Source organism: Vreelandella olivaria (assembly GCF_023507745.1).
In the GTDB taxonomy this organism is placed as follows: domain Bacteria; phylum Pseudomonadota; class Gammaproteobacteria; order Pseudomonadales; family Halomonadaceae; genus Vreelandella; species Vreelandella olivaria_A.
Map to the genome: position 1 here is coordinate 54,497 of NZ_JALPZO010000039.1, position 17,758 is coordinate 72,254.

At 53.6% G+C, this 17,758-nt stretch carries 16 protein-coding genes and 1 riboswitch; of the genes, 8 read left to right on the plus strand and 8 right to left on the minus strand.

Annotated features, from left to right (window positions below):
• Nucleotides 1–111: 111 nt before the first annotated feature.
• The 6 genes from HP566_RS03430 to HP566_RS03455 all read left to right on the plus strand — a co-directional run bounded on the left by HP566_RS03430 (nucleotide 112) and on the right by HP566_RS03455 (nucleotide 6,000).
• Nucleotides 112–1,062 carry a LysR family transcriptional regulator gene (locus tag HP566_RS03430; RefSeq protein ID WP_249975865.1) on the plus strand — a complete coding sequence of 317 codons (951 nt, stop codon included), beginning with the start codon at nucleotides 112–114 and terminating at the stop codon, nucleotides 1,060–1,062.
• Nucleotides 1,063–1,283: 221 nt separating this feature from the next.
• Nucleotides 1,284–2,267: a TAXI family TRAP transporter solute-binding subunit gene (locus HP566_RS03435; RefSeq protein WP_249975866.1), complete on the plus strand. Its 984-nt coding sequence runs from the start codon at nucleotides 1,284–1,286 to the stop codon at nucleotides 2,265–2,267.
• A 110-nt stretch (nucleotides 2,268–2,377) separates the two neighbouring features.
• Nucleotides 2,378–4,330: a TRAP transporter permease gene (locus HP566_RS03440; RefSeq protein ID WP_249975867.1), complete on the plus strand. Its 1,953-nt coding sequence runs from the start codon at nucleotides 2,378–2,380 to the stop codon at nucleotides 4,328–4,330.
• Nucleotides 4,327–5,274, plus strand: coding sequence for a D-2-hydroxyacid dehydrogenase family protein (locus HP566_RS03445; RefSeq protein WP_249975868.1), 948 nt, complete (start codon nucleotides 4,327–4,329; stop codon nucleotides 5,272–5,274). The genes HP566_RS03440 and HP566_RS03445 overlap by 4 nt, the downstream gene beginning before the upstream one ends.
• A 72-nt stretch (nucleotides 5,275–5,346) precedes the next feature.
• The gene (gene arfB / locus HP566_RS03450) at nucleotides 5,347–5,760 is read left to right on the plus strand and encodes an alternative ribosome rescue aminoacyl-tRNA hydrolase ArfB (RefSeq protein WP_249975869.1); all 414 of its coding nucleotides are present in this window, start codon (nucleotides 5,347–5,349) and stop codon (nucleotides 5,758–5,760) included.
• A 51-nt stretch (nucleotides 5,761–5,811) separates the two neighbouring features.
• The gene (locus tag HP566_RS03455; protein ID WP_249975870.1) at nucleotides 5,812–6,000 is read left to right on the plus strand and encodes a DUF1289 domain-containing protein; all 189 of its coding nucleotides are present in this window, start codon (nucleotides 5,812–5,814) and stop codon (nucleotides 5,998–6,000) included.
• A gap of 6 nt (nucleotides 6,001–6,006) precedes the next feature.
• Here the strand turns inward: HP566_RS03455 and HP566_RS03460 are convergent, their stop codons facing one another.
• The 5 genes from HP566_RS03460 to HP566_RS03480 all read right to left on the minus strand — a co-directional run bounded on the left by HP566_RS03460 (nucleotide 6,007) and on the right by HP566_RS03480 (nucleotide 11,175).
• Nucleotides 6,007–7,056: a proline racemase family protein gene (locus HP566_RS03460; RefSeq protein WP_249975871.1), complete on the minus strand. Its 1,050-nt coding sequence runs from the start codon at nucleotides 7,054–7,056 to the stop codon at nucleotides 6,007–6,009.
• An 11-nt stretch (nucleotides 7,057–7,067) separates the two neighbouring features.
• Nucleotides 7,068–8,231 carry an alcohol dehydrogenase catalytic domain-containing protein gene (locus HP566_RS03465; protein WP_249975872.1) on the minus strand — a complete coding sequence of 388 codons (1,164 nt, stop codon included), beginning with the start codon at nucleotides 8,229–8,231 and terminating at the stop codon, nucleotides 7,068–7,070.
• A 135-nt stretch (nucleotides 8,232–8,366) separates the two neighbouring features.
• On the minus strand, nucleotides 8,367–8,945 hold the full coding sequence (locus HP566_RS03470; protein ID WP_249975873.1) for an NnrU family protein: 579 nt from the start codon (nucleotides 8,943–8,945) through the stop codon (nucleotides 8,367–8,369).
• Between the two features lie 102 nt (nucleotides 8,946–9,047).
• Nucleotides 9,048–10,433, minus strand: coding sequence for a sodium:solute symporter (locus HP566_RS03475; RefSeq protein WP_249975874.1), 1,386 nt, complete (start codon nucleotides 10,431–10,433; stop codon nucleotides 9,048–9,050).
• Nucleotides 10,423–10,528, minus strand: a riboswitch (TPP riboswitch). (Overlaps the previous gene by 11 nt.)
• A gap of 44 nt (nucleotides 10,529–10,572) precedes the next feature.
• Nucleotides 10,573–11,175, minus strand: coding sequence for a peroxidase-related enzyme (locus HP566_RS03480; RefSeq protein ID WP_249975875.1), 603 nt, complete (start codon nucleotides 11,173–11,175; stop codon nucleotides 10,573–10,575).
• 176 nt (nucleotides 11,176–11,351) lie between these two features.
• Here HP566_RS03480 and HP566_RS03485 point away from each other — a divergent pair, with 176 nt between their 5' ends.
• The gene (locus HP566_RS03485) at nucleotides 11,352–12,044 is read left to right on the plus strand and encodes a hypothetical protein (RefSeq protein ID WP_249975876.1); all 693 of its coding nucleotides are present in this window, start codon (nucleotides 11,352–11,354) and stop codon (nucleotides 12,042–12,044) included.
• Nucleotides 12,045–12,309: 265 nt separating this feature from the next.
• Here HP566_RS03485 and HP566_RS03490 read toward each other — a convergent pair whose 3' ends face one another.
• A complete protein-coding gene (locus HP566_RS03490; RefSeq protein WP_249975877.1) occupies nucleotides 12,310–13,809 on the minus strand; it encodes a CoA-acylating methylmalonate-semialdehyde dehydrogenase in 1,500 nt (499 codons plus the stop codon).
• A gap of 252 nt (nucleotides 13,810–14,061) precedes the next feature.
• Here HP566_RS03490 and HP566_RS03495 point away from each other — a divergent pair, with 252 nt between their 5' ends.
• Entirely contained in the window at nucleotides 14,062–15,120 is a 1,059-nt protein-coding gene (locus tag HP566_RS03495) for a zinc-binding metallopeptidase family protein (protein WP_249975878.1), read from the plus strand.
• A 6-nt stretch (nucleotides 15,121–15,126) separates the two neighbouring features.
• On the opposite strand, the gene HP566_RS03500 is transcribed toward HP566_RS03495, so the two are convergent.
• Together HP566_RS03500 and HP566_RS03505 are read right to left on the minus strand one after the other, a co-directional pair.
• Nucleotides 15,127–16,125: an alpha-E domain-containing protein gene (locus tag HP566_RS03500; RefSeq protein WP_249975879.1), complete on the minus strand. Its 999-nt coding sequence runs from the start codon at nucleotides 16,123–16,125 to the stop codon at nucleotides 15,127–15,129.
• A 4-nt stretch (nucleotides 16,126–16,129) separates the two neighbouring features.
• Entirely contained in the window at nucleotides 16,130–17,614 is a 1,485-nt protein-coding gene (locus HP566_RS03505; RefSeq protein WP_249975880.1) for a circularly permuted type 2 ATP-grasp protein, read from the minus strand.
• Nucleotides 17,615–17,758: the final 144 nt, after the last annotated feature.

The window sequence follows — 17,758 nt, forward strand, 5'->3', positions numbered from 1 at the left end:
GTACGATTTATTGCTTTTACGGCCAATATAGGCCTACATTTGTCAAAAATCGAGCCTAGTTGCATACAACTTTTTAAAAACCGCCAGGCTTGCTTGATCCAGGAGGCCAATATGAAGCTAGACCCTACCTCATTGCGGCTTTTCGTCCGGGTGGCCGAGCTAGGCACCATTACCGGCGCAGCTGATGCGGAATTTATTGCCACCTCGGCAGTAAGCAAGCGCTTGAGCGAGTTGGAAGCACACTTCAGTACACCGCTACTGCGGCGCAACAATCGTGGAGTTGAACTCACCCCTGCCGGTAATGCTCTGCTGCATTTATCGCGAGGTGTACTGCACAACCTGGAAGACCTGGATCTTCAAATGCGCGACTACACCAGTGGTGAGCGGGGCATTGTGCGTATTTTTGCCAACATGTCGGCCATTACGCAGTACTTGCCGGGAGAAACCCAATCATTTTTTGAGAAACACCCGGATATAGGTGTACAGCTTGAAGAAAAGGTCAGCCCGGTGATTACCCGTGAAATTATCGCCAATGGCGCCGATATTGGGATCTGCGCCAAACTTCCCCACGGTTACGATTTGGCAGAACTGCCCTACCACACCGATGAACTGGTGCTGGTTACACCGCTGAACCACCCTTTGGCTCACCTGGAGGCAATCGATTTTCGGCAGAGCCTTGAACATGCCTACGTAGGCCTGCACTCCTCCAGCGCGATTAACTTACAACTGCTTAAAGCTGCCAGTTTGGCCAACCGGCCGTTACGGCTGCGTATACAGGTGACCAGCTATGACGCCCTGTGCCTGATGGTGCAAGCAGGGCTGGGAATTGGCGTTGTGCCCCGCGGAGCCATTCGACAGTATGTTGGTGGCCTGCAGGTACGAGTACTGCCAATACGCGATACCTGGGCTAGGCGCCCACTCTGCATTTACGTTAACAGCATTGACCGCATGCCTATGGCCGCTCGGCTATTTATTGATCATCTACTTGAATCATCAGGAAAAACAAATAGCGAAACAGCGCTACCAGAGCCTTCTGTTCATATCAGGGCAACACCGATTTAGCGGAACATACCACCCCTGCCTTCTCATTTGGCGAAAGCAGGCTCATCAATCACTAATACCCAAATGCGCTGACAACGGGTATCAATAGAGTGGAGAGGGCTATGTGACACAATTGCCTAAGCCATATCAGCACAATAACAAGGTGGCGCTAGCCTCCAGCACATAAGCAACATCGTATATTCCATGACAATAAAAGCATTCCAATGCTTGAGGTAACAACAATGATTTCCTTCGCTCAAAAAACACGTCTCCTCATTCCGGCCTCTCTGCTCGCTATTGGGGCATTAGCCAGTACGGGTGCCCATGCCCAGCAGGCCCTTAATATCGGTGCGGTTCCAACAGGTACCGGTTGGTTTTTTGGAATTTCAGAGGGCGCGCGCGTGATCAGCGCCAATACACCTTATGAAATCACCGTACGGGAAACCGGCGGCACCCGTGAAAACGCGATTCGTCTGGGGCGCAACGAACTAGACCTGGCGTTCACCGAAGCCCTGGTTGGCTATGAGCAGTACAACGGTACCGGTCGTTTTGAAGCAACACCCAACGAAAATGTGCGCCTGATTTACTGGATAGCGCCCTCTACCATGCACTGGGCGGTGCGCCAGGACTCTGACATTAATAGCTTTGAAGACCTCGCGGGCAAACGCTTTAACCCCAGCAGCATTGGCGGTGGTGGTGAGTACATCACGGAGTTGGTCTTCGATATTTTGGGAGTTGAACCCGATTTTCAGCGTATGCGCATCGACGATGCAGCCGAAGGTGTTATTGATGGCCGTTTAGTTGGCTTTAGCTACAACGGCATACCCCCTATTCCGGCCTTTACTGAAGTGCACTCTTCACGCCCGTTGCAGTTGCTCTCGCTCTCCGAAGAGCAGCTTGAAACCGTGACTCAGGAGCTGCCCTTTCTGGCCCCCTCGGTGATCCCTACGAACACCTACCGCGGTATGGATGAGGCAATCTCTCTGGGTATCTACATGGGAGTATCAGCCAACAGTACGCTGGATGACGATATCGTCTACAACATCACAAAAGCCTACTGGGAGAACCATGATCAGGTGGAATCATCTTTCGCTCCCGCACAGGGCATGACACCTCAGGATGTCATTGATAACGCCACCTTCCCGCTGCATACAGGGGCGCTGCGTTACTATCAAGAAGTTGGTCTTGAGATCCCTGACGACATCATTCCTCCCGAAGCACGTTAATTATAAAAACGGTTCCTTCCCGCAAGCCCTGCGGGAAGGAACGATATTATTAGCCAATGACGACACGCTGTTCATAACGGTTCGTAATGATGCGGCGTGGGAGCCATCCGATGGACACTCCTGAAAGCAACAAAGTAGTTGAAAAATATTCAGAAGACTCAGGTAAGCGCCAGTTGACAGGCTTCTGGTTTATTGTAATGCGGTCAATCGCCGTGGCCATGGCGGTCTTCCATCTCTACGCGGCCATTACCGGTGCGGTGAATACCCAGAATGCCATTCACCTGCTGTTTGCCCTACCACTGATCTTTCTTGCCTATGCATGCCGGAGTAAAGATAACCAGCGCCTGCCATGGTACGACGTACTGCCGGTCGTATTGGCAGTGGCCGTCAGTGCCTACTACATCATGCAGTTTGATCGCATTATTTATCAGCTCGGCTATTTGATGCCCACCACCTATGATCTGGTGTTTGGTTTTCTGGCCATAGTGCTATTGCTGGAGGCCTGCCGCCGTGCCATTGGCCTTGCCTTTCCTATTTTAGTACTGATCGCACTTGCCTATGCCTATTTCGGGGATGCATTACCCGGCGTGTGGGGGCATGGCGGTTTCGGGTGGGCAGACCTGGTTGCCACCTTTTATATGAGCCCCACGGGTATTTATGGCAGCTTGATGCGCACCTCATCAACGGTGATTGTAGTGTTTATTATGTTCGGCGCCTTGCTGGTCACTACCGGCGGCGGTGATACCTTCATGCGCCTGTCGAACGCATTGACCGGTCGTATGGCCGGCGGCCCTGCAAAAGCAGCAACGCTTTGTAGCGCTCTGTTTGGCAGCATCAGCGGTAGTACCGCTGCCAACGTTGCCACGACAGGTGTGTTTACGATTCCGCTCATGAAAAAGAGTGGTTACAGCCCACGCTTTGCCGCTGCTACCGAGGCATCCGCCTCTACGGGAGGCCAGATTTTACCGCCCATCATGGGAGCTGCTGCATTCGTTATGGCAGATGTAATATCCGTCAGTTATCTGGACATTATTGCTGCTGCGTTAATCCCCGCCCTGCTGTTCTATCTCGCCATATGGATGAGCGTTCATTTTGAGGCAAAACGCTTAGGGCTTAATCCGCTTCCTAAAAATCAGCGCCCGAGCCTGCGTGAAGGTTTATTCAATATTGAGACGCTGCTGTTACCCATTATTGTACTGGTAACGATGCTGGTACTCCGCTACACCCCGACCACCGCAGCCGTTGCAGCCTATTTTACCGCCCTGCTGATCTACCTCTTTTCATGGCGCAGCCCTGGCACCTTTATGGATCGCTTAAAATCCATTCCTGCCGCCCTTGAGGCTGGTGCAATGACAGCTGCCATGATTGCCGTGATCATTGGTAGTGTGGCGATTATTGCCTCGGTGATTAGCCTTACCGGCTTAGGCCTTAAAGTCTCGTCGGTTATTTTAATTGTCAGTGGTGGCGATGTATTAATTACCTTGCTGCTGGCCATGGTGGTCGCCATTATTCTGGGCATGGGCTTACCCACCGTTGCTGCCTATATGCTGGCTGCATCGGTCGTTGCTGCTGCTTTTATAGAAGCAGGCCTGCCTAGCCTGTCTGCCCACTTGTTTATTCTTTACTTCGCCATTCTTTCCGGTGTCACGCCACCTGTTGCGCTAGCGGCTTATATCGGAGGGGCCATCGCGGGATCACACTGGTTTAAAACCGCACTGACAGCGACCAAGATATCTCTTGGCGGCTTCTTGATTCCTTTTATGTTCATCTATCATCCGCCACTGCTGGGCAATGGAACCGCGCTGGAAATTGCTCTGGCGGTTGGCTCAGGGATACTGGGTATTATTGCGCTGGCGGCTTCCACCATCGGCTTCCTGGTGCGGCCATGTAACTGGCTAGAGCGGGCACTACTGCTGTGCGCAGCCTTAATGCTGATTAACGGGCAATGGATTACCGACATTGGCGGGATTGCGCTTATCGCGGGGCTGTTTGCATGGCAGTATTATTCCCAACGCACTCACACCGCAGAGGCTGTATTGCCCAGCAAGGAAACCGCCCAATGAAGATTGTGATTCCCGATGACTACCAGGACTGTGTACGCCATTTAGACGCCTTCAGCCAGTTAGAGGGCCATGATGTAACGGTTTATAACGATACCGTCACCGACCTGGATGAGCTGGCCGAACGCTTTAAAGATGCGGAAGCACTGGTGCTGATTCGCGAACGAACGCCGATTACCGACTCGCTGCTAAAACGTTTGCCAAAACTGAAAGTGATTAGCCAGACTGGCGGCGGTGCTGCCCATGTGGATATCGCGGCCTGCCAACAGCATGGTGTAACGGTAATGGCTGGCAAGGGCTCGCCCTATGCGGCGGCAGAGTTGACCTGGGGTCTGATATTGGCCGCCATGCGCCATATACCCGAAGAGGTAAACAACCTGAAAGCGGGCCGCTGGCAGTGCACGCTGGGCACCGGGCTAAAAGGCCGCACACTGGGTATTTTTGGCTACGGCAAGATTGGTAGCCTGGTGGCGCGCTATGGTCAGGCGTTTGAAATGAAGGTGCTGGTGTGGGGGCGTGAAGGTACCCGCCAGCGCGCAGCGGAGGCTGGGCTAACGGTGGCGCAAAGCGCGGAAGCGCTCTTCGAACAAGCTGATGTACTCAGCCTGCATGTGCGCCTGAATGACGATACCCGTGGTCTTGTCGGTGCATCGCTACTGGGCCTGATGAAACCCTCTGCGCTGCTGGTCAACACCAGCCGCTCACAACTGTTGGCGCCCGGCGCGTTAGAGGCAGCGCTGAAAGCAGGCCGGCCGGGGCAGGCAGCGGTGGATGTTTTCGATGAAGAGCCGGTCACCTCACATGCACTACTGGCACTCCCCAACCTTACCGCCACCCCCCATTTGGGCTATGTGGAAAAAGATAGTTACGAACTCTACTTTGGTGATGCCTTCCGTAATCTGCTGGCGTTTGCAGAGGGGCAGCCGGTAGCAAACCTGGCCAGCTAAACATCGTCGACAGCCCCGCCTCTGTGTCATCTGTGCTAGCCTTATCACCTACCTGTGACACAGAGGAACTGAATGCTCACTATCTCAAACAGCGTTACGCTGGCGGATTGGGAAATTGATATCAGCCAGATTCGCGCCCAAGGTGCAGGCGGCCAGAACGTAAATAAAGTCGCCTCTGCGGTTCATTTACGCTTCGATATTCAAAGCTCTACCCTGCCGCCGGTATATAAAGCACGTTTAATGGCTCTCTCTGACCAGCGCATCAGCAAAGAGGGTGTGGTGATCATCAAAGCCCAGAGCTATCGTACACTGGAACTTAATAAAGAGGATGCGCTGGCACGGTTAAAAGCACTTATCCAACGTGCAGCCGTTCAGCCCAAAGCGCGCCGCCCCACCAAGCCAACCAAAGGCTCCCAGCGCCGCCGGGTTGACCATAAAACCCGTAAAGGCAAAATCAAGTCGCTGCGTGGCAAGGTATCCCTTTAGCAAACACATGAATCTGCCTTTTTTCCGGCCAGTTGCATAAAACAGGTGACAATGTCGAGTACCCCCCGCCCTATATCCCCCTGTGTTCAGGTATGCCGGATTGAACCAGATTCATCGCTTTGCCATGGCTGTGGCCGCACCCTGGAAGAAATTGCCTGCTGGGGCCGCCTGACCGAGGCTGAGAAGGCCCCGGTATGGAAAAGGCTTGAGCGCGAAGGTTACGTTAAAGTGCCCAACTGATAGGACTTACGGCTGTTTTCCATGCCGATCACTCAAAATATGGTGCAGCTCTCCGCAAGCAACCATCGGGTCGTCGCAGTTAATCACAATGCTTGATTCCGCCAGCACATAGCTTCTCCCCGTAATGGTGTTATCGACCACCTGATAGGCCCCCTCCTGATGGGTACCGGTAAAGGTACCGATAAAGCCCGTCTCACGTAGCGATACTGTTTCCAGCTTATCGCCTATATCAAGTCGGCCTTCGTACTTCATTAGCGCCAGCCGCGCCGAGGTACCGGTGCCGGTGGTACTGCGGCAAATGACTCCTGGATGCACATAGGTGGTTGAACGTGAGCGTATATAGCCTTCGGCAACCCGCTCTTCCGGCCCCATAAAGTGCAGGAAGGGCAGTGGCCCCACATCCCCAAGGGTGTAGTGGGAAAAGCCCCGCTGGGCCTGAATTGCCTCAACAATTTTATGAGCACAGGCGGCCAGGGCCTGCTCTTCATTCCGTACCAGTTTAAACCCCAGTTCCTCCGCCTCTACCAGCGCATAAAAGCCACCGCTATAGGCAACGGAGTAAGTAACCGTACCAATGCCAGGTACTTGAATAGTATCTCGATAAGTGTCGATGTAAGAGGGCAGGCCTTCACAGGTCACCGACTCCACAACACCATCGCGCACTCTCGCCTCGATTCGCACTAACCCCGCCGGGGCTTCCAGCGTAAAGCGCTGAATACCCTCTTGTTTGGGAACAATGCCTGTTTCCAATACAGCGGTAGCGGTACACAGTGTGTTGGACCCCGAATAGATCGGGTATCCCATGACTTCCATGATGATATACCCCGCCACCGCATCAGGATGGGTCGCGGGCACCAGAAGGTCTACCGACATTTCAGGAATACCATAGGGCTCTTCCAGCAGTAACCGGCGTAACCCATCGGCATCATCGCGCAGGTACTCCATTTGCTCCCGCACAGTGGCCCCAGGCAGTATATCAATACCACCGGTGACGATACGGCTGACATCGCCACCCGCATGGGTATCCAGCAGTTGAATCGTATGGATGTTTTTCACAAGCGCTGATCCTAAGTCGTCAGGGCCAAAGGAGCACCGTGGGATGCCCACTGCGCATCAGGAACAATCACGATTTTACCAAGGTAGTTGCTATCTCGATTAACGAAGTAGCGCTCAGCAGTGTGCAATTCAGAAAGCTTGAAAGCGGCATGTAGCACTGGCTTTAATTCACCACTGCGGATCCAGGCGATGAGTTGTTCGGCCTCTTCACGGGTACCGTGGGAAACACCAAAGATCTGCACCTGATAGAGGTAGATCCTGGTCCACATGATTTCACTGATATTACCGCCACTGGCACCTGCAATGGAGAGCCGGGGATAGGTCTTACGGTGTTGCATATCAACAATCATGGTGTCGATAAACAGGTCTGTCATTTCCCCCCCAACCAAGTCCATCACCGCATCCATTGGCTGCCCACCGGTTGTGGCTAATACACGGTCAACAAAAGTGGGTAGATCACCCCGGTCAATCACGGCTTCGGCACCCAATGCCAATAGGGCATCGGCTTTATCGGGCTGGCTAACCGCATAGGGAATAGCACCGATAATTCGGCATAGCTGAATTAATGCCGTCCCCACACCACCACTGGCACCACTAACCAATACCCGCTCACCGGCACCGATACTGGCCGATGTCATCATATGGTAGGCCGTTTGATATGAGCACATGCCCAGCGCAGCAAGTTCAGCATCCTGCAGTTCAGGGTTAGGGACGTGGTGGAACTGGTCCGATGGCACAACAATATACTCAGCATAACCGCCATCGGCCCCGTGGCCGTAATAGTCTGGGGTCAGGTTGATATCCCGGCGCTGATCAGCATAAATATTGAAATCCAGCAGGCCACGCTCGCCAATACGGGCACTGTCCACACCCTCTCCTACCTCCACCACCCGCCCGGCCACATCAGCCCCCTGAATACGTGGGAACGTGAGCGTGGGCGCTCCCCCCATGGCAAAGGAGGTCACTTCATCCTTGCCTTTTGTGGGATACAGCCCCTCACGGGCCTTGCGATCCGTGTTGTTTTTCGCCGTTGCGGTTACCTGAACCAGCACCTGCCCTGCCCCTGGCTGAGGAGTTGGCACATCCTGACGATACTGCAGCTTCTCGATATCGCCGTGCCCGGTTAATAACATGGCAGACATCGTAGAGGGTATCCTGGAGGCGGTTTCGGCCATGGCCTGGCTCCTTATTCCGATACATGATGAACTTGCCCGACATTAGCAAACTTTTGGCGAGCCTCAAGCCATATAACAGTAACGGCGGCAACGCATGACACGTTACCGCCGTTCAGGGGTGCTTTTTGACTGCTATTAGCCAAATACCGGTACGCCGATGATCAGCGTGTGCAGATAGAAAGCAAACAGGACATAAGCGCCAAGGCCGATGACCACGGTAGTAACCGTTGCCGGTATTGAGGTAGCCACAACAATCGGGGGATTAAGCCGGTCACGTTTTTTGGCAGTTTTAAACGCCAGGATGGCCCATACCAAAAAGGCTGCAAAAAAGATGATATCCCCAAGCCGCCCATTCACCAGTAGGTGAGCAAGCGCCCAGACTTTGACGGCCAGCATCATCGGGTGACCAAGCTTCGCCTTGATAGCATTACCCGGCACGTAGGCCGCCACCAGCATGATGAAGGCGGGCAACATCAGCAACGCCACCGCGTGGCGCAACCCTATGGGCGGAAACCAGACGTAAACAGGGTTTAAACGCATTTGTCCGAAACCATAAATAGCGATTGCCAAACCAATCACTGATACGACAGAAAACGCCAGCTTCCAGGTATTTTGACCCAGTTTGGCGATCTGTTGTTGACGCCAGTTTTCAGCAAAAATACGTACAGAGTGACTGCCAAGAAATATCAGCAGACCCAATATCATAACGGCCATGGTGTAGCTCCCAGGTTTTATTGCAAGTCGTTGGTCGACACAGAGAATGCCACAGACACGCCTAACATTAATATGCATCTCTCATATGATGTGAGTGATTACCTAACGCTTACCAGCCTGAGTTGTTGTTAGATAGGCCAACGTGATACTCACCAGGGTAGAGGCTACCAGCGCCCCAAGGAAAGGCCCCAGCGTGGGAATACCGCCTGGAAAGCTGGCGGCGACCACACCCGCCACTATATCTCCCTGACTCAACCAGCCAGGTAGCACCGCTCCCACAAGCCCTGCCACGCCACCACCCACCGCCGCCATCGGCGTCATGCGCTGCCAAAGCCCCAGCAGTATGGGCACGACGATTGCCGCACACAGCAAATCTGCAATTAAAAACAAGCGCAGGACAGATAATCCCTGTAACGCAACCAATATTACCGGCACCATTAAGGCCACCGTCAACCAGCGGGCTTTCGTTAGCGATTCATGCTGATGCTCGCCACGCCCCACCCATAGCGATGCAATGCCGTTTTGCAGCGTATCCACGCTGGAGGTCACTAATGTCACCGCGAGAACTAGCGCGGGCAAAGTGACCCATACCGGCGCATTACCAAGTAGCGCAAAAAAGGGCATTGGCGGCTCTCCCAATGCAACACCACTCATCGCCGCCATTATCCCTACACCACCAATCACCATGACGACCAGCATGGTCATACCACCACCAAGCCATGCCCCCCGGCCCAGGCTCTGGTTATCCTGGGCAGCCCACACACGTTGCCAGTACCCTTGATGAAACAAATTGGCTGCCGTGACAGCAATCACCAGGGTTAACGCGACACTCAATGAGCCTGCTACCGGCAAAGAGGGCATCACTGCATCACTGGGAAACGTCGGTAGACGCCAGACAGTGGCGGTTGCCACAGCTAACAGAAGCGCCAATAACAGCCATGCCTGCCAGCGGTCAGTGGCAAGGCTTGCGCGTAATCCACCTATCGCGGTGTAAACCAGGGTCGTGAGTGCGACACCTATAATGACCAGTGCGGGGGGCACTTCAGACAATAGTGCGGTAATCGCGCCAATGGCTGTCAGTTCCGCAGCCAGAAAGCAAGCCATATAGGCCACCGATACCCATGAGACCCAGCGGCGCACCCCGGTGCCATAACACGCCTGGGCAAACTCAGCGATGCTACGGCCTTCAGGTAGAGCGCGACGAATTTTCGGCCCATACAAGCCCAACACAATAAATGGCAGTGCAGACCCCAATGCGTATCCCAATAGCGCTATAGGGCCGGCAAAAGCACCTATTTCCGGCGGTGCAAACAGAATCCACGCCCCCATGCCCGATGCCAGAAACGAAAGCCCCAGGGTAGAAGCCGTTTGGGAGTTACGCGCGGTGACATAATCATCCAGCGACCCATTCACGAAACGGGCTCGCAGGCCTAAAAATGCAAAACAGCAGAGCGCTGCGCCAAGCACAGCTGACGTTAGGTACGGCATGTCGCACTTCCTCCGCCGGTATGAACCGGATCAGGTTCCAGGGTCTGCAAAGACTGCATTCTCAGCCCTTTGTGAGGGCTCCCCTGGCGACAAGTGAATGAAGGCGCTATCCTCCTTGAAAACAGCGCCTTAGTAAAGATTAAGAAGCACCTGACATATCCGCGCGGGGCTGCCGTCCCATCAAATAAAACTCCGGGTTGGGTAGTGTCCCCGCCATGGTGACCAAGCGGTTAGACATACCAAAAAATGCAGCAATGGCACCTATATCCCAACAATCCTCCAGCGTAAAACCAGCGCTCTCCATGCGCTCCTGCCAGGCTAAACAGAATTCCCCAATATCAATGGCACAATGTAAAGCAAAATCAAGCATCAGCCGATGACGTTCACTAAGATCCGCAACGCGGTGATTAATGGCGACATTATCTGCCAATAGCGGGTCTTTGCTATAGATCCGCACCAGCGCCCCGTGGGCAACCACACAATATAGGCAGTGGTTGCGCGCACTTGTAGCCACAACGATCATCTCTTTTTCTGCTTTGGTGAGCGTATCGGACTCCCGCTCCATCAATGCATCGTGATAGGCAAAAAAAGCACGAAACTCATCAGGACGATGAGCCAGCACCAAGAACACATTAGGCACAAAGCCCGCTTTTTCCTGGACTTTCAATATTGAGTTGCGAATATCATCAGGTAGTTCATTCAGCGAATTGGGAACACTAAAACGGCTTATTAAAGAAGACATATTCACACCATTCTTGTTATGTTTTCAGAAACACACTACGCGGTTTAATTGACCAGTCACAAAATACTCAGCAAAGTGACTTTCATTAACGGTCAACGCTCGCCATACTCTTAATTAATAAAGCGTAAAAATCGAGCACTGATTATTTAAAACGGCTCGCCCAAAGGAAAACTGCTATGCAATATGCCGAAGCCAGAGAGCACACACGGGGTCGACTACACGAACTTTTTGCTGACCCGTACCATGCCTTTGACAATGATGCAGATGAACGTCAAATGCACATCCGCACGATGCTCCACATGCTTCTGGCACGCTCCATGGCCCGTAACCAGGTCACACTGCGCGTTATTCATGGCTGGGAAAACGGTGGGTGTGAGCCAGAAGACTTACAGCACGTTGATTACACGCTTAAATCCCTGGATGATTTCCGTTCTGCCGTTAGCGATTTTGAACAGGCCACACGTCAGAACAAGCCACTGCCTGCCGATGCCTCCGCCATTCTTGCCACTCCCCTCGCCGATGCCATCGCTGATGCCAAGGCAGACGGTAAAGCTTTAACGGACGATATTCGCGAAACACCAGCGCGTTGGCCCGCCTTTGAAGGCGGCCTGGCACTCTATACACTGTTTAAAATGTATCATCGCCTGGTCTACGGAGAGGATGATACCTACCGCTGTTCCCAGTGTGAGACCCCTCATGGGCTGCGCGAAATTCACGAATTCCACCTGGAAGAGGGTGAGTTCGCTCTGCTGGTTCCGTTGCGTGAGCATGCGAAAGATACTCCCTCTCTTTTAGTACTGCACGAGAGCCAACTGGGCCCTATTGAACAGCTATTTGAGCAAAGCCTGCCACTTTTTGATAACTTCTAGCCAGTCCGACCGACATACTCAAGCGAGACTGCTGACAAAGTAGATAAGCGGCCTCGAGTAACCCTATGCAGGGGCGCTGTTAACCCATCCGTGGGCGCTACTTTCGCCATCTGACCGCCATGGATGGCGGAAATGCCGGAAAAGTCGGGAACTATCTTCCGGCCCTGGCGAAAGCCCCCCGCTACGAGTTACTCGGTACTATGCCAAGAAGCGGGGAAAAGGGTTTGTCATCAACCTGGGCCCCGCTAAGCGGGGCTTGATCGTTTCAGCTCAACGAAATAGTGCTATTGATACCACTTGAGACGTTTTCAGGCTCAAACCAGCGGGCAGTCACCGTTTTGGTTTGTGTCCAGAAGGCAATCGCCTGTTTGCCGTTAGGACCAAGGTCGCCAAGTTTGGAAGCACGTGATCCGGTGAAACTGAAATACGCGACCGGTACGGGAATCGGGACATTGATACCAATTTGGCCAACATCAATATCGGTTTCAAAACGCCGCGCCACCCAGCCGGAATTGGTAAAAATCGAAGTGCCGTTACCGTTCGGGTTGGCATTAATAAAAGCTATCGCTTCATCCAGCGTTTCCACACTCACCACGCAAAGCACCGGGCCGAAAATCTCTTCCCGATAGACAGTCATGTCAGCCGTTACATCGGCAAACAGAGTTGGCCCAACAAAGTTACCCTCTGGGTAACCCTCAACGGTGTAGCCACGACCATCTACCAGCAGCTTGGCCCCCTCTTTTTCCCCTGTGGTAATTAAACGCTCTACCCGCTCTTTAGCCTGGGGCGATACCAGTGGCCCCAGGTCCGCATCACGCTGGGAACCAGGCCCCACTTTCATGCTACGGGCACCCTGTTCAATATCTTTCAGCCACTCACGTGCTCCGCCTACCAGCACCACCACCGAGTTCGCCATACAACGCTGGCCTGCGGCGCCAAATGCGGACCCCAGCAGGCTGTCTATTGCCTGGCTGCGATTGGCATCCGGCATCACGACACAATGATTTTTGGCTCCCATCATGGCCTGCATACGTTTGCCAGCGGCGGCAGCACGGTTGTATAGCAGCGATCCCACATGGGTCGAGCCAATAAAGGAGAGCGCTTTAATATCCTGGTGATCGGCAATCTGATTCGCCACATCCGGGCCACCGTGTACAACGTTTAACACCCCAGCGGGAATGCCCGCCTCATGTGCCAGCTCCACCAACCGCATGGTGGAACTGGGGTCCTGTTCAGAAGGTTTCAGCACAAAGGTGTTACCGGTGGCAATCGCCAGTGGGAACATAAAGCAGGGCAACATAATCGGGAAGTTGAATGCCGTAATGCCGGCGCCCACCCCCAACGGCTGGTGCATGGTGTAAACATCGACTTCGTTAGCGGCATTCTCGGCAAGCTCACCAAGCTGCAACGAGGTAATCGAGCAGGCATGCTCAACCACTTCCAGGCCGCGCCCCACCTCGCCTTCAGCATCGGGCAGTGTTTTACCGTGCTCTTCAGTGATCAACGCAGCTAGTTCAGCGGTATGCTCACGAATCAGAGCCTGCAGTTTCAGCATAATGCGCATCCGCTTGCCAAGCGGCACCTTACGCCACTCTTTAAACGCGGTTTTGGCGCTGGCAATGGCACGCTCTACCTCTTCTGCTGTACAGAAGGGAACACGGGCGACGACCTCCTGCGTCGCTGGATTCACCACATCACGCCACTCCTGGCTTTGCGATATGACGGGCTGACCATCGAGATACATGGGTATTTCGCGAACAGGCATGGTTCTGCTCCTGATGGTTATGTTTGTTATTGGCCGTGGATGTAACGGCAGTAAAGACGTTAACAGGGTATATCAGCATGTTTACGTTAACGTCAACTATCACTTGGTACAGACAATATCTGCAACTTGCCACCGATTACACTTTCCATAGCGGCTCAGCCATCGCTATGCTGACTATAATAGCCAACGTGTTAGCAACGCTGAGTGCGGTTCCCATGATGCGCAATGTGATCATTACACAAGGAGGCAACCATGCAGACTTTTAGCTGCCGCTGCGGCAACCCGCTTTTTTTTGAAAATACTCACTGCATTAGCTGTGAATCCGAAGTGGGGTGGTGCCCTGCCTGCACCAATATCGTCGCACTGGAGCCTCTTTCGGGCGGCGGCTATCGCTGCACGCACACCAGTTGCGGCACCACTCTTATGAAGTGCCATAACTACGCGGTTGAGAATGTATGTAACCGCATGGTCATAATGGATGAGGGCCATGCCGATACGTTGTGCGACTGCTGCCGCTATAACGAAGTGATTCCCGACCTTGATATCAGTGGTCACCGTGAGCGCTGGGCAGCCCTTGAGGCGGCTAAACGTCGACTGTTTCATACCCTGAATTTATTAAAGCTTCCCCATGGCACGGAAGGGGATGCGATACGTGTACCACTCAGCTTCTCATTTATGGCGGACGCCTTACCCGACCAGGGCCTCTGGCGTTCCACCGCCAGCCAGGAGAAAGTCTATACCGGTCATGCTAACGGCCATATCACCATTAATGTGAAAGAGACCGATGATGTTGAGCGCGAGCGTTTGCGCGTCGATATGAATGAGTCTCATCGCACACTGATCGGCCACTTCCGCCATGAGGTTGGACACTACTACTGGGATTTACTGGTCAAAGAGCAGGATGAAGGCAAGTGTTGCCAGGTGTTTGGTGACCATAACAACCCTACCTATGCCGAGGCATTAGAGCAGTATTATCAACAGGGAGCACCGGCTGACTGGCCAACGCGCTTTATCTCTGCGTACGCCACGATGCACCCCTGGGAGGATTTTGCTGAAACGTTTGCCTTTTATCTGGATATGGTGGCGGTGCTGGATACTGCGCTACATATGGGGCTTTCCCGGGCAAAGCACGATGGCACCCTGGATGGCATGCTGCTCGCCTTCCATCAGGTGGGGCTGGCAGTCAACGAACTCAACCGGGACATGGGGTTACTGGATTTGGCTCCTGGGGTAATTGCGCCTGCGGTTCGGGATAAGCTGGCGTATCTGCATACCTTGATTCAGAACGCGAACGCCAGCCCCCAAGCTTAACAGCAGTTAATCGTTGTCATGATCGCCCGCGTGGCCCTGACTTTGTCGCTGGGCCACGCGGGGGACATTATCCGCATTCACAAAATAGGTCGTGCTCAGGGTATCGTGAATGGCAGCAAAACCAATTTGCAGTTCGTCCACAAATGCATGTAGCTTACTGGGCGAGTGAGCGAGCGCCTGAATATCCGCATCGACCACATCTGCCCGCACCAACGATACCGTTGCCGCTACGCGGTCCTGCCTGGGTAGCAGTTGAAGCTCATGGCTCAGAATTTCCAGACTACAGGCAATAGACCGTGGCAGGTTAGGGTCCTGAAGCAAAAAACGCAGCACGTCTGGTCCACGCACCCGCAGGCGCACCTGCTGGCGATACATCTGATAGGCAGTCAGCGATTTCAGCACGCTCATCCACTGCAGGTTTTCAAATGGCAATAGCTCTTCTGGATTTTGAGGCAATAGACTTGCCGAACGAACGTCCACGATACGGGTGGTCATGTCCGCCCGCTCAAGCTGACGCCCCAGCTCAATAAAGGTGCGCGCTGAACCGTGGCTCAAGGTGCCCTCAATCAGACCGGTTAAGGTCTGACAGCCGCGAATCACATTTTTCAAAAACGCATCCCGTCGCCGCAGGCTCACGCCGTTTTCGGCATGGTCCGCAACGCTAAGATAAAGCTGGTTCACTTCCTCCCAAATTTCCCGCGGTACCACATCCCGCGTGGTACGCAGATTTTCCCGGGCGCTCGCCAGTGCGGATAGAATGGAACTGCCGTTTTGTCCATCAGCACATAAAAAGTGCACCACACTTCGTTCATCAAAGCTGGAATGGCTGGCATTAAACGCCTCCAGCGTACCGGTCATCTCAATGAGCGGTGCCCACCCCAAGGGTAGATGACGCGGCAAATCCAGCATCAAGTGGCTATTTACGCTCAATAAGCGTGCGGTATCTTCGGCCCGTTCGATGTAACGCGCCATCCAGTAGAGGTTTTCAGCTACACGTGACAGCATGGCGCTAGACTCCTTCCTGCTCAGCGGTCGGCGCCGCATTCTCATCAGTTTCGACTATCCAGGTGTCCTTACTGCCACCGCCTTGAGAAGAGTTCACCACCAGCGACCCTTCCACCAAGGCAACACGTGTTAATCCCCCGGTAGTGACATGGGTTTCCGGCCCGGAGAGAATAAACGGGCGCAGATCCACGTGGCGGGGCTGAGGCAGCCCATTGGCCAGAGTAGGCGTTGTTGACAGGGCCAGGGTCGGCTGGGCCATATAATTACGCGGATTGGCTTTAATCAAGCGGGCAAACTCGTCGCGGGTCTCCTTGGTGGAGCGTGGGCCGATCAGCATGCCATAACCACCCGATTCGTTGGCAGGCTTGACCACCAGCTCATCCAAATGCTCCAACACGTATTTACGGTCATCCTCAAACATGCACAGGTAACTGGGCACATTAGGCAACAGCGGTTCCTGATCCAGATAGTAGCGAATCAACTCAGGCACAAAGGCATAGACCACTTTATCGTCAGCGACCCCTGCACCCGGAGCATTGGCCAATGCCACTTTACCCGCCCGCCAGGAACGCATTAGCCCGGCAACCCCTAGCATTGAGTCCAGATTAAACGCTTCCGGGTCAAGAAACTCATCGTCCACCCGGCGATAGATAACATCAACGCGGCGCAGCCCTTCCACGGTACGCATATACACCACATCATCGTCATCCACCAGCAGGTCACTGCCCTGCACCAGCTCCACCCCCATTTGCTGGGCAAGATAGGCGTGTTCAAAGTAAGCAGAGTTGTAGATGCCGGGGGTCAATACCACGACTTGTGGGTCATCACCTGAACGGGGTGACATAGCCGCCAGCATGTCATAAAGCTGGGCAACATAATCATCCACCGGCAGGATTTTGCCCGAAGCAAACAGCTCGGGAAATACCCGCTTGGTCACGTTGCGGTTCTCAAGCATATAAGAAACGCCGGACGGGATACGCAGATTGTCTTCCAATACATACAGCGTGCCATCACCACCACGCACGAGGTCGGAGCCACAAATATGGGCCCATATGCCATGAGGGGGGGTCACACCCACACACTGAGGACGAAAGTTAGCCGACTGGGCCAATACTTCTGCTGGCAATACATTGTCTTTAACCACTTTTTGATCGTGATAAAGGTCATCAATAAATAAATTAAGGGCTTGAACGCGCTGTTTAAGACCCGCCTCAGTTTTCCGCCACTCACTGGCAGAAATAATTCGCGGCACAATATCAAACGGCCAGGCACGGTCGATCATGGCCCCTTCAGAGTAAACGGTAAATGTGATTCCCATCGTGCGAATAGCAATTTCTGCCGCTGTTTTCCGCTCCGCTAGTTCTTCGGCGCTAAACCGGGCCAGCATATTGCAAAGCTCATCTGCCGATGCACGAGGCTTACCAGGTGCAGCTAACAGCTCATCGTAATAATCACGGCACGCATAGTTATTCCAATTCACTTGGCTCATGGGCGCTCTCCTGGCGCTGGGGTGGAAGCGGCAACTTCCTTAAGCAGTAGTGTAGGCCTGCCGCGCGCAATCAACGTAGTCTTCGCACATATAACCACGCAAAATACGTACCACCTTTTGCGATCTTTCAACGCTACGACACCT

Bases quoted from the DNA above. Each gene is read 5' to 3' on its own strand.
- HP566_RS03430 (WP_249975865.1), top strand. From the start codon at position 112: ATGAAGCTAGACCCTACCTCATTGCGGCTTTTCGTCCGGGTGGCCGAG.
- HP566_RS03435 (WP_249975866.1), top strand. From the start codon at position 1,284: ATGATTTCCTTCGCTCAAAAAACACGTCTCCTCATTCCGGCCTCTCTG.
- HP566_RS03440 (WP_249975867.1), top strand. From the start codon at position 2,378: ATGGACACTCCTGAAAGCAACAAAGTAGTTGAAAAATATTCAGAAGAC.
- HP566_RS03445 (WP_249975868.1), top strand. From the start codon at position 4,327: ATGAAGATTGTGATTCCCGATGACTACCAGGACTGTGTACGCCATTTA.
- arfB (WP_249975869.1), top strand. From the start codon at position 5,347: ATGCTCACTATCTCAAACAGCGTTACGCTGGCGGATTGGGAAATTGAT.
- HP566_RS03455 (WP_249975870.1), top strand. From the start codon at position 5,812: ATGTCGAGTACCCCCCGCCCTATATCCCCCTGTGTTCAGGTATGCCGG.
- HP566_RS03465 (WP_249975872.1), bottom strand. From the start codon at position 8,231: ATGGCCGAAACCGCCTCCAGGATACCCTCTACGATGTCTGCCATGTTA.
- HP566_RS03470 (WP_249975873.1), bottom strand. From the start codon at position 8,945: ATGGCCGTTATGATATTGGGTCTGCTGATATTTCTTGGCAGTCACTCT.
- HP566_RS03475 (WP_249975874.1), bottom strand. From the start codon at position 10,433: ATGCCGTACCTAACGTCAGCTGTGCTTGGCGCAGCGCTCTGCTGTTTT.
- HP566_RS03480 (WP_249975875.1), bottom strand. From the start codon at position 11,175: ATGTCTTCTTTAATAAGCCGTTTTAGTGTTCCCAATTCGCTGAATGAA.
- HP566_RS03485 (WP_249975876.1), top strand. From the start codon at position 11,352: ATGCAATATGCCGAAGCCAGAGAGCACACACGGGGTCGACTACACGAA.
- HP566_RS03490 (WP_249975877.1), bottom strand. From the start codon at position 13,809: ATGCCTGTTCGCGAAATACCCATGTATCTCGATGGTCAGCCCGTCATA.
- HP566_RS03495 (WP_249975878.1), top strand. From the start codon at position 14,062: ATGCAGACTTTTAGCTGCCGCTGCGGCAACCCGCTTTTTTTTGAAAAT.
- HP566_RS03500 (WP_249975879.1), bottom strand. From the start codon at position 16,125: ATGCTGTCACGTGTAGCTGAAAACCTCTACTGGATGGCGCGTTACATC.
- HP566_RS03505 (WP_249975880.1), bottom strand. From the start codon at position 17,614: ATGAGCCAAGTGAATTGGAATAACTATGCGTGCCGTGATTATTACGAT.